We start from the raw sequence: 15,243 nt of genomic DNA on the forward strand, positions 1-15,243 counted from the left end.
GGAGTCGCCGGGTTCGCCTTCCCAGTGGATGGCGACCTGGTCGCCGTGTCCGTCCAGGACGTGGCGGTCCAGGCAGTTGTAGGCGACGTTGAGTTTGCCGCCGACGAACCATTTCGCCACCGGCGCCGCACTCCAGTCCAGCACCCGGGTGAACGGTTCGTGCCAGTGCAGCCGCCCGGCCTGTTCGGCCCAGAACGCGTCACGATCGGCCGCCGCCCGCTCATAGAGCGTGGCGTCGGCGTTCGCCTGCGCGGCGAACTCCGCGGTCGGCGGGTACGAGTCCCTGTGGTCGGCGCTGGTTTCAGTCATCTCGTCTCTTCTTTCCACGTAGCCTGAGCGCACGATTCGACGCAGCCGAACTCGACAGTAATCAACTGTGACCCATGCCGCGTGCGGTGTGCCGAGCGGGTTCGGTGGGCGGGCGCACCGCCTGGCGCCCGACCCGCAGCGGGGCTGTGGTCCCCGCCGTTGCGGAAGCAATGTTCCGGCCGGACGCGCATTTGCGCACGAAACTTGGGGTGTTTCGGCAATGTTGCCGGATCGGTAACAAGTGCGACGAACTCGGATCAATCAGGTGACAGTGCCCGCCCCGGTGGCTACTCTGCCAACCACACAGGGGGATCGTGTCGGCATGCGCTGATGGATCTCGCGCGGGTGCCGGTCGGCTCCCCCCTTCTCGCACCGGGAGGACGCGTTGAAATTCCACAGAGCGATGGCGTTGACCGCGGCGGTCGTCCTCGCCACGAGCTTCGGGCTGTCCGCATGTTCCTCGGGCGACGGCGCGGATGCCGACATCGTCACCGTCAACGCCGGCGAACCGCAGAACCCTTTGGTGCCCACCAACACCAATGAGAACATGGGCGGGCGCGTGGTCGACCGCCTGTTCGCGGGCTTGAAGTACTACGACTCGGACGGTCGGGCGCACGACGAGATGGCGGAATCGATCCAGACGACGGATCGGAAGAACTACCGGGTGACCATCAAGCCCGGTTGGAAGTTCACCGACGGCACCCCGGTGACGGCGAAGTCGTTCGTCGACGCATGGAACTACGGCGCGCTCGGCGCCAACGCGCAGTTACAGAGTTATGTGTTCGGTCCCATCGTCGGTTTCGACGAGGTATCCACGGAAAAGCCGACAGCGCAGACGATGTCGGGCCTGAAGGTCCTCGACGACCGCACTTTCACCATCGAATTGAAAGCGCCTTCGATCGACTTCGAGACCGAACTCGGGTACGCGCCGTTCTATCCGCTGCCGGAGGCCGCGTTCAAGGACATGAAAGCGTTCGGGGAGAACCCGATCGGCAACGGCCCCTACAAGTTCGCCCGGACCGGGGCGTGGGAGCACAACGTCAAGATCGATCTGGCGCCCAACCCGGACTACCCCGGTGGCCGCCCGGCCAAGAACAAAGGACTGCGGTTCGTGATGTACCAGTCCTTCGACACCGCCTACGCAGACCTGCAGGCGGGCAATCTGGACGCGCTCGACACCGTGCCCGACAGCGCGCTCAGTTCCTATCAGCAGGATCTCGGCGACCGCGCGATCACCAAGCCGACGGCGCAGAACCAGCACATCGGCATCCAGTCCAATGTCGCGCATTTCGCCGGTCAGGAAGGGCTGCTGCGCCGCCGTGCGATCTCGATGGCGATCAACCGGGAACAGATCGCGCAGAACATCTTCCACGGCACGCGGATCCCGGCGCGCGACTTCACCGCCAGCACGTTGCCCGGCTTCGACCCGAACCTGCCCGGCTCGGAGGTGCTGAAGTACAACCCCGACGAGGCCAAGAAGGTGTGGGCGCAGGCCGACGCGATATCGCCGTGGTCGGGCCGCTACGAGATCGCCTACAACTCCGACGGCGGCCACCAGGCATGGGTGGAAGCGGTGGCCAACAGCGTCAAGAACACCCTCGGCATCGATGCCGTCGGCGCGCCGTATCCGACGTTCAAGAACATTCGCGACGAGGTGAACGCGCGCACGATCAACAAGGCGTTCCGCTACGGCTGGCAGGGTGACTACCCGACCATGCTGCAGTTCCTCACCTCGCAGTACTACAGCTACTCCGACACCAACAACGTCGACTACAAGAACCCTGAATTCGACCGCCTGCTCGACGCCGCCTTGGCGGCACCGACCCAGGAGGAGTCCTACAAGACCGTCGCGCGGGCGCAGGCGCTGCTGATCAAGGACCTGGCCGACATCCCGGTGTTCGACTACGTGGCCGCCGCGGGCCGCTCCGACCGGGTCCGCAAGGCCGAACTCGCCTGGAACGGTCTGTTCGACTTCGAGAACATCGAGAAGTAGCCGCTGGCCGCCGGGCCCGATGGTGCTCGGCGGCGCTACCCAGGAGGCGAAATGGCCTGGTATGTCGTACGGCGTCTGCTTCAGATGATCCCCGTGTTCCTCGGTGCGACGCTGCTCATCTATGCCCTGGTGTTCCTCGTCCCGGGCGACCCGATCCACGCCCTGGCCGGTGACAAACCGATGACGCCCGCGGTGGAAGCGCAACTGCGGGCGCGCTACCACCTGGATGAGCCGTTCCTCGTGCAGTACCTGCTGTATCTGAAGGGAATCGTGACGCTGGACTTCGGCACCGCCTTCTCCGGCAGGCCGGTGCGGGACGAACTCGCCCGCGCGTTCCCGATCACGATCAAGTTGGCGTTCATGGCGGTGCTGATCGAGTCGGTCTTCGGCGTGCTGTTCGGTTTGATCGCCGGGCTGCGTAAAGGCAGGTTGTTCGATTCGACGATGCTGGTGGTGAGCCTGGTCGTCATCGCGGTCCCGGTCTTCGTGGTGGGCTTCCTCGCGCAGTATCTGCTCGGCGTGAAGTGGGGAATCGCTCCGGTGACCGTCTCCGGGAAGGCGACGGTCGGGGAACTGCTGGTGCCCGCGATCGTCCTCGGCTCGCTCTCGTTCGCCTACGTCCTGCGGTTGACCCGTAATTCGGTGGCGGAGAACATGTCCGCCGACTACGTGCGCACCGCGACCGCCAAGGGGCTCGGCAGGCCGCGCGTGGTGACCGTGCACATCCTGCGTAACTCGATGATCCCGGTGGTCACCTTCGTCGGCGCCGATCTGGGCGCGCTGATGGGCGGCGCGATCGTTACGGAGGGCATCTTCAACATTCCCGGCGTGGGCGGCACGCTGTATCAGGCCATCATCAGGGGCGAACCGCCCACCGTGGTCTCGTTCGTCACGGTGCTGATCGTCATCTTCCTGCTCACCAACCTGATCGTCGATCTGCTCTACGCCGCACTCGACCCGAGGATCCGCTATGCCTGACCCCATCCAGGGCGCCGCCCGCCGCGGCCAGGAGCACTTCGTCGCACCGCCCGGCGAGGTAGAGGTGCTGGGGACCGACGCCGTGCTGGATGCGGGCGCGCCGACCAGCATCTGGCGCGACGCGTGGCGGCAGCTGCGACGCAACCCGATCTTCGTCGTCGCGGTGGCGCTGATCGCCTTCGTGCTGCTCGTGGTCATCTGGCCGGGACTGTTCACCGACCAGGATCCCCAGTACTGCAACGGCGACTTCAGCATGGATCCGCGCAGCGCGGGCCACCCGTTCGGCTTCGACAAGCAGGGGTGCGACATCTACGCGCGGACCGTCTACGGTGCGCGCGCCTCCGTCCTCGCCGGGATCGGCGCGACGCTTCTGTTCGTGCTGATCGGGGGAACGCTCGGGGCGCTGGCGGGGTTCTACGGCGGGCCCCTGGACTCGATCGTCTCCCGCGTCGCCGAGATCTTCTACGCGATCCCGTTGATGCTGGCCGCCATCGTGATCATGCAACTTCTGGATGCCCGCACGATCTGGACCGTGATCGTCATCCTCGCCGCGTTCACCTGGCCGCAGGCGGCGCGGATCGCCCGCGGCGCCGTGATACAAGCGAAGAACAGCGACTACGTCATGGCGGCGAAGGCGTTGGGCGTTTCCCGGATACAGACGCTCTTGCGTCACGTGCTGCCCAACGCGGCGGGCCCGCTGATCGTGGTGACCACGCTCTGGCTGGGCGTCTTCATCGTGACCGAGGCGACGCTGTCCTACCTCGGCGTCGGGCTGCCGCGCACGGTGGTGTCCTGGGGCGCGGACATCGCCACCGGTCAGAAAGAGATCCGCACGTCGGCCATCCTGTTCTACCCGGCGACGGCACTGGCGCTGACCGTACTGAGCTTCATCATGCTGGGCGACGCCGTGCGGGACGCCCTCGATCCGAAGGCGAGGAAGCGATGAGCGACGCCGACCGGCCGCTGCTGGAGATCACCGATCTGAACGTCGGATTCACCGCCGACGGCAGGCCGGTGCCCGCGGTCCGGGACGTGAGCCTGTCGGTCTATCCGGGGCAGACCGTGGCCATCGTCGGCGAATCCGGATCAGGAAAGTCGACCACCGCGCACGCCGTCATCGACTTGCTGCCGGGCACGGGCCGAATCACCTCCGGCTCCATCAGGTTCGACGGCAGGGAGCTCACGACCGCCTCGAAACGCGAGATCGTCGCGGTCCGCGGCAGCGGCATCGGCTTGGTCCCGCAAGACCCGATGTCCAACCTGAATCCGGTGTGGAAGATCGGCTTTCAGATCCGGGAGACGTTGGAGGCCAACGGTATCGCGAAGGGCTCGGCCGCCGCGAGACGGGCCGTGGAACTGCTCGAGGAAGCGGGCATGCCCGACGCCGAACGCCGGGTGAACCAGTATCCGCACGAGTTCTCCGGCGGCATGCGCCAGCGCGCGCTGATCGCGATCGGCTTGTCCTGCCGGCCGAAGCTGCTCATCGCCGACGAGCCGACCTCGGCGCTCGACGTGACGGTGCAGCGGCAGATCCTCGACCATCTCGAACGGCTGACCGCCGAACTCGGCACCGCGGTGCTGCTGATCACCCACGACCTCGGCTTGGCCGCCGAGCGTGCCGAACACCTGGTGGTGATGTATCGCGGTCGCGTCGTCGAATCAGGGCCCGCCTTACAGATATTGCGGGATCCCCAGCACCTGTATACGAAGCGGTTGGTGGGCTCGGCGCCGTCGCTGGCCGCGCGGCGGCGGTCGGCGCGCCGGGCGGAGATCCGCGCGCAGGCCGTGCAGGTGGCCGAAGAGGTGGCGGCGGCCGACACGGAACTCACGGCGGCTCCGGACGAGGTGCTGGTCGCCGAGCGCCTGACGAAGGCATTCCGCATCCGTGAACGGGCGCCATGGAAGTCGGCCGAGTTCGTCGCGGTGGACGATGTGTCGTTCCGGCTGCGGCGCGGGTCGACCACGGCGATCGTCGGCGAATCCGGCTCGGGTAAGACGACGGTGGCGCAGATGGTGCTCGGGCTGCTCGCGCCGAGCTCCGGCACAGTCACCTTCGACGGCAAGGACGTGACCACCCTGGAGCGCAAGAGCGCCTTCGCTTTCCGGCGCCGGGTGCAGCCGATCTTCCAGGACCCCTACGGCTCGCTCGACCCCATGTACACGATCTACCGCACCATCGAGGAACCGTTGCGCACCCATCGCATCGGTACTCCCGGGGAACGAGAGGCCACCGTGCGGGAACTGCTCGACAAGGTCGCGCTGCCGGCCGGCGTGCTGCGGCGCTACCCCAACGAGCTGTCCGGGGGACAGCGGCAGCGCGTGGCGGTCGCGCGTGCGCTCGCGCTGCGGCCGGAGGTGGTGGTGTGCGACGAAGCGGTGTCCGCGCTCGACGTGCTGGTGCAAGCGCAGATCCTCCGGCTGCTCAACGACCTGCAAGCCGAGCTGGGGCTGGCGTATCTGTTCATCACCCACGATCTGGCCGTCGTCCGGCAGATCGCCGACGACGTGCTCGTCATGCAGCGCGGCAAGGTGGTCGAAGCGGCGACGACCGACGAGGTGTTCGACCGTCCCCGGCAGGAGTACACGCGCAAGCTGCTCGACGCGATTCCGGGACGCGACCTGCTGGCCGGGTAGGCGGATCGGCCCACGCGGGCGCAAGTAGCCTCGTATGCCGTGACCGATCCGCTCCAGCCCCTCGTCGATCTTCCCGGTGTCCGGGACGCGGCCGACCGCGCCCGCGACGCGCTCGCCGCGGTGCATCGGCACAAAGCCAACCGGCGCGGGTGGCCGACCACGGCGGCGGAAGCCGCGGTTCGCGCGGCCCGGTCGTCGGCGGCCATCGACGGTGGCAGCACCGACATCCCCGCCGACGGGCGCGTGGCGGACCCGATCCTGGCCGGGGCGCTGCGCGTCGGTCAGGCATTGGACGGCGACGCGCTGCGGAACCTGGTCGGCACCTGGCAGCGCGCTCCGCTGCAGGCATTGGCACGGCTGCATCTGCTCGCCGCGGCCGATCTGGTGCCGCAGGAGGAATCGCTCGGCAGGCCGCGTTTCGACGGGGGCGTGGCGCAGCGGCTGGATCTGCTCGCGCAGACGGTGCTCGGCTCGCGCGCGCCCGCCCCGGTGCTCGCCGCCGTAGTACACGGTGAGCTACTGGCGCTGCGACCGTTCGGAACGGCCGACGGCGTGGTCGCGCGGGCGGCTTCCCGGCTGGTCGCGGTGTCCAGTGGGCTGGACCCACACAGCCTCGGCGTGCCGGAGGTGTTCTTGTTGCGCAGGCGCCAGGCGTACCTGGACGCGGCCGCCGGTTTCGGCACCGGTGATGCGGAGGCCGTGGGCGGTTGGGTGATCTTCTGCTGCGGGGCTTTCGAGGACGGCGCCCGCGAGGCCACATCGATCGCCGACTCGGCGGCAGGATAACCCCCGACACACCAAAGCGGGCGGCGTTGTCTGTCGACCTCACCGCCCGCTAGCACGGACTACCCGGTTACCAAGCGTGCTAGGTGGGTTGTGTTCTGCGGCCTCGGCGATAATCCGGATATCGGCCGGTTCATCCCCGCAACCTGTGCGAGGCCTTCGCCGTCGACTACCCGTATTTCGCAGGCCCACAACGCTTCTGCCCTTGTCGCGGCGCGCTCCGCGTGGGTGCCTGGTGTCCGTGCTGGGAAGGAGGGTCGGGAGACAACGCCTTCTCTTCCGGTGCTGCCTTGGCCTTCCGTCCTTCCGTAGTTACCTTTTTACACTGTGACTGCACTCACAGCAAGGGGTCACAAGACATTGAATAATCGGCGTTTTTCCCGGCGTTTCGTGGTTAAATGCCTGGTCCGCTGCTCTGTCTGCCCAGTCGGCGAAGTGCCCCGCAAGCATCTGGCGACCGGCCATGCCGAGGAGTTGCGGCCGTCCGGATCTCAACGCTTGCGGCGCAGCATCCGGTAGCTGATCGCACCGGCCAGTACCGCGCCCAAGCCGACCGCGGCCGTGGCCGCGAGGGTCGTCGAGGACGGCGTCTGGAAGCGCGCCCACAGCGAAACCGGGTTGGAGAAGGTCAGGATGGGCCATCCGCGCGCGGCGGCCTCGCGGCGCAGATTGCGATCCGGATTCACCGCGGTGGGGTGTCCCACCGCGCCGAGCAGCGGCAGGTCGGTGATCGAGTCGGAGTAGGCGTAGCAGCGCGACAGGTCGTAACCCTCGCTCGCGGCGAGCTTTTCCACGGCCGCGACCTTGCCCTCGCCGTAGCAGTAGAACTCCACCTCGCCGGTGTATCTTCCGTCCGCCACGACCATCCGGGTGGAGGCGGTGTGCGAGGCGCCGAGTGCTTCGGCGATCGGGGCCACGATCTCCTCGCCGGAGGCCGAGACGATCACGACGTCGTGGCCCCGGATCCGGTGGTCGGCGATCAAGTCGGCCGCCTCCGCGTAGATCAGCGGATCGACCAGCTCGTGCAAGGTCTCGGCGACAATGGATTTCACCTGTTCGACGTCCCAGCCCGCGCACATGCTGGTCAGGTGGGCGCGCATCCGTTCCATCTGATCGTGGTCGGCGCCGGACAGCAGGAACAGGAAATGGGCGTAACTGCTCTCCAGGACGGCGCGGCGGTTCAACAGCCCTTGCGCGTAGAAGGGCTTGCTGAACACGTACGTGCTCGACTTCGCGATCACGGTCTTGTCCAGATCGAAGAAGGCCGCGACGCGTGCACCGGTGGTGGCTGAGTGGTCCACCCGACCAGGATAGGCGGGGGCGCCGCCTCCGCATCGTCCCGGCAGCCCGGCGCGACTCTCGGCGGGCGGACGGATGCGCCCCGCCGCGCCTGTCGTGTGGTCTCGTTGCCTTCGATCGGCCGCAGGTGGGCGGCGGATGGACTGCGCCCGCCTCCCGTCGGCACGTGTGTCCCGAGCGGCGGCGTGGCTGCGACCGGCGCGTCCGTGAAGTTTGCCCCGTAGACGCCGACGCCACGACGGCCGCAAAGATGTCCGTCAGCAGACTTGCGTTCTGGGCGGGGCTTGGGTGTAGTATTGCTGGCACCTGGACATGGTCCAGGCGCGTTCAGCCCGACCCCCCGGGGCTGAACCCGACGGCCCCAGCCTCCTCCCCCCCCGGCTGGGGCCGTCCTCTATTTCCGGGACAGTGCGGTAGGACGCCGGCCCTGGAGGGTTGTCCACAGCCCCGGAGTTATCCCCATCCGGCATATCGCCCCTTCTTTCCCAGCCCGCGTTCGGCGACGCTGACCTGCATGAACCTCGAAGCATCGGAGCCGCCCGGGCTGCCGCCCGCCCTCGTGCTCATCGATGACGACCGCCTGCGCGACGAAGTCCGCCGTATCGCGGCGGCAGCGGAACGGCCGCTCGACGAGCGAGCGCAACCCGTCGGCCGGCATGCGTGGACGGGCGCTCCGCTGGTGATCCTGGACACTGTCGCGGCGCGAGCGGCGGCCGCCGCGGGCTACCTGCGCCGGACCGGCGTGGTGGTGGTAACCGATGGTGAGCCAGGTTTGCTCGACTGGCAGTCCGCCGCCGCGGTCGGCGCGGAACGGGCTATCGCTCTGCCTGGCGCGGCGGTGGGGCTTATCGAGATGTTTGCTGAGTACGGCGAGCGGCGTGCGGGCGACGGTGTGGTGGTCGCCGTCGCGGGCGCGAGCGGCGGGGCGGGGGCGTCCACCCTCGCCGTCGCGGTCGCGCTGCGCGCCGCCGCGGAAGGGTTCCGCCACGACACCTTGCTGGTCGACGGCGCACCCTTCGCGGGCGGCCTCGACCTGCTGCTCGGTATCGAGAACACGGCGGGCCTGCGCTGGCCCGAGCTGGTCGTCGAGGACGGGCGTGTCTCCGCCACCGCCCTGCACGGCGCGCTGCCCCGCGCGGCGCCCGGGCTTGCGGTGCTGTCCTGCGGGCGTTGCGGTGCGGGAAGATTGCCACGCGAACTCGGCGCGGCCGGAGTCCGCGCCGTGATCGAAGCGGGCCGGGCCGCAGGCGATTTCGTAGTTTGCGACATTTCCGGTGAGCGGGGGCCGCATGCCGACCAGATGCTCGACTCCGCGGACCTCGTCGTGCTGGTCGTTCCGGCGCGGCTGCGGGCGATCGCCGCCGCCGAAGCGGTGTCCGCGCACATCGCGCGGCGAAACCCGAACCAGGGCCTCATCGTTCGTGGCCCGGCGCCCGGCGGACTGCACGGATCCGAGGTCGCCGAAGTACTCGATATCCCGCTGGTGGCCGCCGTCCGCGCCCAGTCCGGGCTGGCGCACCGGCTGGAGCGCGGAGGGCTTTCGGTGCGTCGTCGCGGGCCGCTGCGCGATGCCGCGGACGCCGTTCTCGGTGTGCTCAGCGCGCCACCCGGGCAACGACGGTGAGGAGGGGACGATGAGCGCGATACTGACCAGCGAGCTGCTGGATCGGGTGCGGGAGCGCCTGGCCGGCGAGACCGGTGATCCGGATCCGGCGCAGGTCGCTGCCGCGATCCGCGCGGAGGCCGGCGGGGTCCTCGGGGACACCGACTTGCTGCGTGCCCTGCGGCTGTTGCAGACCGAGCTGACCGGCGCGGGCGTACTCGAACCGCTGCTGCACGACCCGCACGTCGCGGACGTCTTGGTGACGGGTCCGGACGCGGTGTGGATCGATCGCGGGCACGGCCTGGAACGGACCTCGATCACCTTCGCCGACGAGGCCGCGGTCCGGCGGTTGGCGCAGCGCTTGGCACTTTCGGCGGGGCGACGACTCGACGACGCACAACCATGGGTGGACGGCCGTCTATCCGGAACTGGTACGGCACTGGGTGATTCGTTCGGTGTCCGGCTGCATGCGGTCCTCGCCCCGGTCGCGCACGGCGGCACCTGTCTGTCCCTACGCGTACTCCGTCCGGCCACCCAGGGGCTCGACGCACTCGCCGCGGCGGGATCGATGCCCGCCGACGCGAAGCTCCTGCTGGAGCGCATCGTCCGGGCGAGGCTGGCCTTCCTCGTGGTCGGCGGCACGGGAGCCGGGAAGACGACGCTGTTGTCCAGCCTGCTCGCCACGGTGGACCCGGCGGAGCGGATCGTCTGCGTCGAGGATGCGGCTGAGCTCGCGCCACCGCATCCGCATGTGGTCCGGCTGGTCGCCAGGACCGCGAACGTGGAGGGCGTCGGCGAGGTCACCGTGCGCGACCTGGTCCGCCAAGCGCTGCGCATGCGTCCGGACCGGATCGTGGTCGGCGAGGTCAGGGGGGCGGAGGTGGTCGACCTGCTGACCGCGTTGAACACCGGTCACGACGGCGGGGCCGGCACCGTGCACGCCAACTCGCCGCAGGAAGTCCCGGCCCGGCTGGAAGCCCTCGCCGCCCTGGGTGGAATGGCGCGAGCCGCCTTACACAGTCAACTCGCCGCCGCGGTGCAGGTCGTCCTGCATGTGCACCGCCGGGCGGACGGCTCGCGCGGCCTGCGCGAAATCGGTCTCGTGGACCGCTCGGGCGACGGCTGTGTGCGGATCACGCCGGCCTGGCGCCACACCGGCGCGGCCCCCGCCGCCGCAGACCTGGCCGGCCTGCTCACCGAGCGGCTCGACCGATGAGCGGCGCGGTGTTGTGTCTCGCGCTGGCGATGGTCGTGGTGCCCGCGCCGCGATCACGCCGCCGGTTCGGACAGCTGTTCATCGCCAGGGCCGCGTATCGAATGCCCGAGCCGGAGCTGGTGTTCGGCCTCGGTGCGGGCATCGGCATGGTCTTCGCGCTCGTGGTCTTCGGGCCGGGTCCTTTTCTCGCTGCCTGCATGATCGCCGGAACGGTAGGGCTGCGGGCTCGCCGGGTGGCGCGGGAGCGCCGCAGGAACCTCGAGCAGGGGCGCCTGCTCGATGCGTTGGAGGCGGTGATCGCCGAACTGCGGGTGGGAGCGCACCCGAGTGCCGCCGCCGAGTCCGCCGCGCGTGAGGCGCAGGGCGCTTCGGCACAGGCGTTCGCCGTCGGTGCCGCCCGCAGCCGCCTCGGTGGATCGGCGGCGGCGGGTCTGCGCCGGCCGGATTCCCCGATCTCGGCGGAACTCGCCCGGGTCGCGGGCGCGTGGCAGGTGGCCGAGCAGCACGGCCTGGCACTGGCCGAATTGCTGTCGGCGGTCCGGACGGATCTTGCCGGGCGCCTCCGATTCCACGGCCGCACGACCGCCGCGCTGGCCGGGGCGCGCGCCACCGCGGCGGTTCTGGCCTGTCTTCCGTTTCTCGGGATCGCACTCGGCCAAATGATGGGCGCCGCGCCGCTGCACGTTCTGTTCGTCTCGTCGGCGGGGACCGTGCTGCTCCCACTCGGCGCAGGTTTGGCCTGCGCCGGCTTGCTGTGGACCGATGTGATCACGCGAAAGGTGCTGCTATGAGGTCACTTTCCTCGGTCGGGCGTGGGCGGTCGAAGCAACTGCCGCCTGCGAGCCCGGCTCCGGTCGGTAAACAGCGAAGGTTCGCACACCTGCCCGTTTCGGCGGTGTCGGCCGACCTCGTCGGCTCGCTCGCAGGAGGCCGTACCTGCGATGCCTGCGCCTCGGTGACGCAGGGTGTGCCGCCGCGCCGCCCGACGGCGGCTTCTGCAAGTGGTTCCCGCGCAATACATTCGGGGAGGAAGGTCGATGATGGGATGCACCCCGGGAGCGGCACTGCCATTGCTGCTGGTGGCGGCCGCGCTCGTACTTCCGCCGGGACGGGTGGCTGTGAACCGGCGGCTGCATGCCCTCGGCCGAAGGTCGAACGCACCGGCCGAGCCATCACACCGAGCGAACCACGGGACGGATCCGCTGGCTGTCGCCTCCGTCCTCGACCTGCTGGCGGCCTGCCTGCGCGCCGGGCTGCCCATGGCAGGGGCCGCCCGGGCCGTGGCGCCGGAAGCACCGGAAGGGCTCGGCGACGCACTGCGACGGGCGGCGGACTTGCTCACACTGGGAGCGGACGCGTCCACGGCCTGGACTCAGGTGGCTCGAGATGCCAACGGGCGTTCCGGAGCCGAGGAGGTCGAGTCGCTGGCGCGGATGGCGTGGCGTTCGGCCCGATCCGGGTCGTCACTGGCGGCCGCGGTGTCGGAACTGGCCGAGCAGCGCCGGTCCGCGGTCGAAGACGTGGCAGCCGCGAAGGCGGAGCGGGCGGGCGTCCTGATCGGCGGCCCCTTGGGTCTGTGCTTCCTACCGGCCTTCGTCTGCTTGGGCATAGTGCCGGTGGTCATCGGCTTGGCCGGCCGCGTGCTGGAGGGCGGCCTGCTGTAACCGCACACCCACCCACGCCCGAAGCTCGTACGAGGCCGGCCATGCCACGTTCGCGCGGAACATCCGCCCAGCTTCGTTCGGGCACGGCTGGACGGCCAGCTCCGGCGGCTGTCCCTCCCGCTGGATCGGGGAACATCCGACGCGGCGCCACCCCGCTGATCTCCGGTGAGCCGCAACTGGTGAAAACCGCCCCGGCGCCGCGTCGCGACAGATGTTCGCTTCCGCGGCAGCCCGCTGGCACGTACAACGCGAGCGGTGCGGCCGCCCGGCACATCGGTTCCACGCCGGTTCCGCGGGCGGGCGAGATTCTGTCGTCGGGGGCACCACCGGGCGCGTACTCGCCGGACGTGGACGTGCCGCTTATCGGCGGTCGCGGTGTGGTCCCTCGGCGCGTTGGGTCGTCGGCGATTGAGCGGTTGGGCAAGAAGCCGTCGGTTGACCCGCAAGGCGCGGACTGGCCGGATGCGGGTGCGTGGGTTCCCCGTGGGCGCGGAGTGGTCGCTTGGCGCGTTGGCTCCTCGGCGGGTCTGCGGGAGGGAGAGGTGCTGTCGTCAGGGTCGTCGCAGCGTGAGTGTTCGCCGAATGTGCCGGTTTCCGGAGGGCTGTGTGCGGTCGCGTGGTGCGTGGACTCATCGACGGTCAGGGAGCGGGGCGGGGTTCTGTCGTCGGGTGTGTCGCGGGGCATGCGCTTGCCAGTTCTGGACCTAGGGGTTGGCGGTGGGCAGCGGGGTTCGGGGCAGCGGTGTGCGGTCGCGACGCATTGTTCATCGGGAGAAGCGTGCTCGTGCGGAGCGGCCGCACGGGCTGGAAAGGAGGAATCGGGTGCGTATCCAGGGGGTAGCGAGGTCCGTGGGCCGGCGGATGAAGGCTGTATATATGGCCTTGCGTGCGCGAGTGCTACGGGCGGCGGTCGCGGAGGACGGCATGAGCACGGCCGAGTACGCGATCGGCACGATCGCGGCGGCAGCGTTCGGCGCGGTGCTCTATGGCGTGGTGACAGGCGACAGCATCGTGAACGCGTTGACGAAGATCATCGATCGGGCGTTGAACACCTCGGTGTAGCCGTTGACGCGGTACGGCCGTGCCGTCGCGCGCCGGGGCCGGGTTGTGATCGGGGAGCGGTGACGATCGAGGCGGCGCTCGCCCTCGTCGCGGTCGTCGCCACCGTGGTGCTCTGTCTCGGGGCTTTGCTGGCGGCGTCGGCCCAGGTCCGCTGTGTCGACGCCGCCCGCGAGGCCGCCCGCCTCGTCGCACGGGGCGATGAGGCGAACGCCCGCCCGGCGGCCGCGCGCATCGCGCCCCCCTCGGCCGACATCGTGCTCCGCATCGAGGGCACTCGTGCCGTAGCTGTGGTTTCCGCGCGAACCCCCCTGCTACCCCTGCTCACCCTTCGTGCCGAAGCGGTCGCGACCCTCGAACCGGGGGCTGCCGAATGAAGGCCGCGGCCGCGGTCGGCCTCGCGCGAAGACCGACGCGCACCGCCCACGGCGCTCTGGCCGCGGGTACGGTGCCGACCGGTCGCCCGGGAGGCTCGAGCGAAGGGCCCGATCATGGAAAGGACGTCACGCGGTCGGCCCTACCGACTGCCATCCTGTCGGCTGTCGACCAGGTTGTCGTCACCGATGCCGTCGGAACGTGCTCGGGCGCTGATCCGTCCTTTTTGACAGCTGGCAGTGACGATGCGCTCGGAAGCCGACGTCGCGGTCACCGAGCGCCGATGCGCGGATCATGGCGGGGTGGGCGCGTGAGTGGTCGGAGCGGTTGCAGTGAGTGGGGTCGTCGTGGTCGGCATCCCGCGCTGTTGGTACCGGTGCTGTCGGTGGTCGAGGGGGTCGGTGTGCGGGTGCCGAAGCGCGGATCATGGCGGGGTGGGCGCGTGAGTGGTCGGAGCGGTTGCAGTGAGTGGGGTCGTCGTGGTCGGCAGCTCGCGCCGTCAGTACAGGTGCGATCACTGGCCGAGGGCTCGGTGACGACGGGTGGACGATGGCCGGGTTGGCGCTTGACCGGTCGGATGGGCGGTGCTGAGTGGGGGTTGTTGTCGGTAACCCGCGCTGGCAGTACCGGCGTGGTCGGTGGCCAAGCGGGTCGTGGTGACTGGGTGCCGACGCGCGGACGGTGGCGAGGCCGGCGGTTGTGCCGAGTGGATGGTTGTCCTTGTCGGCAGCCGTCGGTACCGGTGCGGTCGATGACCGGCGCCGATGCGCGGTATACGTCAGCGTGTGACGTGGATGCGCGCGGTCGCGGTGAGTCGGTCGAGGTCGGTGGCCGCAGCGACCGGGCCGGGTGGCGCATGCGCCTCGCGTACGGGCTCCGTGTATCCGGGGACGAGGGGGTGGCCACCATCTTCGTGTGTCTGGCGCTGGTCGCGCTGATCGGTGTGACGCTCCTGATCGCGCAGGTGGGCGTCGTGGTGGTCGCACGGCATCGGACGCAGGCGGCCGCCGATATGGCAGCGCTGGCCGCGGCGGGTGCACTGGTCGAGGGCGTCGACGCCGCGTGCGCGGAGGCGGACGGGGTGGCGCGGCGGATGGGGACGCGAATCCGCGTCTGCGAGGCCGCGGAGTGGGACGCCACGGTCACCGTGGAAAGGAATGTACCAATAGGTCTGTATGGGGATCGCGTCGTTCGGGCGAGCGCGCGTGCCGGACCGGTGGAAGAGTGACGGAGTTCGATACACGATCGCGCTTACGTCGCTTCTGCTAGCGGAAATCGGCAATTCTACTGGCTGGTTAAAAAGCGGGCTCGCAGAATTCCGTGCACGGAC

At 69.5% G+C, this 15,243-nt stretch carries 14 protein-coding genes; 12 read left to right on the forward strand and 2 right to left on the reverse strand.

Features of this window, described 5'->3' with window-relative positions:
• Positions 1–309 (reverse strand): acetyl-coenzyme A synthetase N-terminal domain-containing protein (locus tag ACWEKR_RS21505; RefSeq protein ID WP_452355984.1); only part of this gene is annotated, 309 nt, incomplete at its 3' end.
• A 403-nt stretch (positions 310–712) separates the two neighbouring features.
• Here ACWEKR_RS21505 and ACWEKR_RS21510 point away from each other — a divergent pair.
• From ACWEKR_RS21510 to ACWEKR_RS21530, 5 genes are read left to right on the forward strand one after another with little or no spacing between them, the layout of a single operon-like run.
• Positions 713–2,302, forward strand: a complete 1,590-nt coding sequence (locus ACWEKR_RS21510; RefSeq protein WP_452356115.1) for a peptide ABC transporter substrate-binding protein — start codon at positions 713–715, stop codon at positions 2,300–2,302.
• Positions 2,303–2,353: 51 nt separating this feature from the next.
• Entirely contained in the window at positions 2,354–3,280 is a 927-nt protein-coding gene (locus tag ACWEKR_RS21515; RefSeq protein WP_452355985.1) for an ABC transporter permease, read from the forward strand.
• A complete protein-coding gene (locus tag ACWEKR_RS21520) occupies positions 3,273–4,226 on the forward strand; it encodes an ABC transporter permease (RefSeq protein ID WP_452355986.1) in 954 nt (317 codons plus the stop codon). Before ACWEKR_RS21515 ends, ACWEKR_RS21520 begins: the two co-directional genes overlap by 8 nt.
• Positions 4,223–5,914, forward strand: coding sequence for a dipeptide ABC transporter ATP-binding protein (locus tag ACWEKR_RS21525; RefSeq protein ID WP_452355987.1), 1,692 nt, complete (start codon positions 4,223–4,225; stop codon positions 5,912–5,914). Before ACWEKR_RS21520 ends, ACWEKR_RS21525 begins: the two co-directional genes overlap by 4 nt.
• Positions 5,915–5,953: 39 nt before the next feature.
• Positions 5,954–6,700, forward strand: coding sequence for a Fic family protein (locus ACWEKR_RS21530; RefSeq protein ID WP_195088713.1), 747 nt, complete (start codon positions 5,954–5,956; stop codon positions 6,698–6,700).
• 488 nt (positions 6,701–7,188) lie between these two features.
• Here the strand turns inward: ACWEKR_RS21530 and ACWEKR_RS21535 are convergent, their stop codons facing one another.
• Positions 7,189–7,998: an HAD family hydrolase gene (locus ACWEKR_RS21535; RefSeq protein ID WP_452355988.1), complete on the reverse strand. Its 810-nt coding sequence runs from the start codon at positions 7,996–7,998 to the stop codon at positions 7,189–7,191.
• 512 nt (positions 7,999–8,510) lie between these two features.
• Between ACWEKR_RS21535 and ssd the strand changes: the two genes are divergently transcribed.
• From ssd to ACWEKR_RS21570, 7 genes are all read left to right on the forward strand, one after another.
• A complete protein-coding gene (gene ssd / locus ACWEKR_RS21540; protein WP_452355989.1) occupies positions 8,511–9,620 on the forward strand; it encodes a septum site-determining protein Ssd in 1,110 nt (369 codons plus the stop codon).
• 10 nt (positions 9,621–9,630) lie between these two features.
• Positions 9,631–10,815: a TadA family conjugal transfer-associated ATPase gene (locus ACWEKR_RS21545; RefSeq protein WP_452355990.1), complete on the forward strand. Its 1,185-nt coding sequence runs from the start codon at positions 9,631–9,633 to the stop codon at positions 10,813–10,815.
• Positions 10,812–11,606: a type II secretion system F family protein gene (locus ACWEKR_RS21550; protein ID WP_452355991.1), complete on the forward strand. Its 795-nt coding sequence runs from the start codon at positions 10,812–10,814 to the stop codon at positions 11,604–11,606. Before ACWEKR_RS21545 ends, ACWEKR_RS21550 begins: the two co-directional genes overlap by 4 nt.
• Before the next feature lie 246 nt (positions 11,607–11,852).
• On the forward strand, positions 11,853–12,479 hold the full coding sequence (locus tag ACWEKR_RS21555) for a type II secretion system F family protein (RefSeq protein WP_452355992.1): 627 nt from the start codon (positions 11,853–11,855) through the stop codon (positions 12,477–12,479).
• A gap of 876 nt (positions 12,480–13,355) precedes the next feature.
• Positions 13,356–13,541, forward strand: coding sequence for a DUF4244 domain-containing protein (locus ACWEKR_RS21560; protein ID WP_228830191.1), 186 nt, complete (start codon positions 13,356–13,358; stop codon positions 13,539–13,541).
• 59 nt (positions 13,542–13,600) lie between these two features.
• On the forward strand, positions 13,601–13,915 hold the full coding sequence (locus ACWEKR_RS21565) for a TadE family type IV pilus minor pilin (RefSeq protein ID WP_452355993.1): 315 nt from the start codon (positions 13,601–13,603) through the stop codon (positions 13,913–13,915).
• A gap of 896 nt (positions 13,916–14,811) precedes the next feature.
• Positions 14,812–15,141, forward strand: a complete 330-nt coding sequence (locus ACWEKR_RS21570) for an Rv3654c family TadE-like protein (protein ID WP_452355994.1) — start codon at positions 14,812–14,814, stop codon at positions 15,139–15,141.
• The last annotated feature ends 102 nt before the right edge of the window (positions 15,142–15,243 follow it).

The organism is Nocardia sp. NPDC004573, assembly GCF_053602135.1.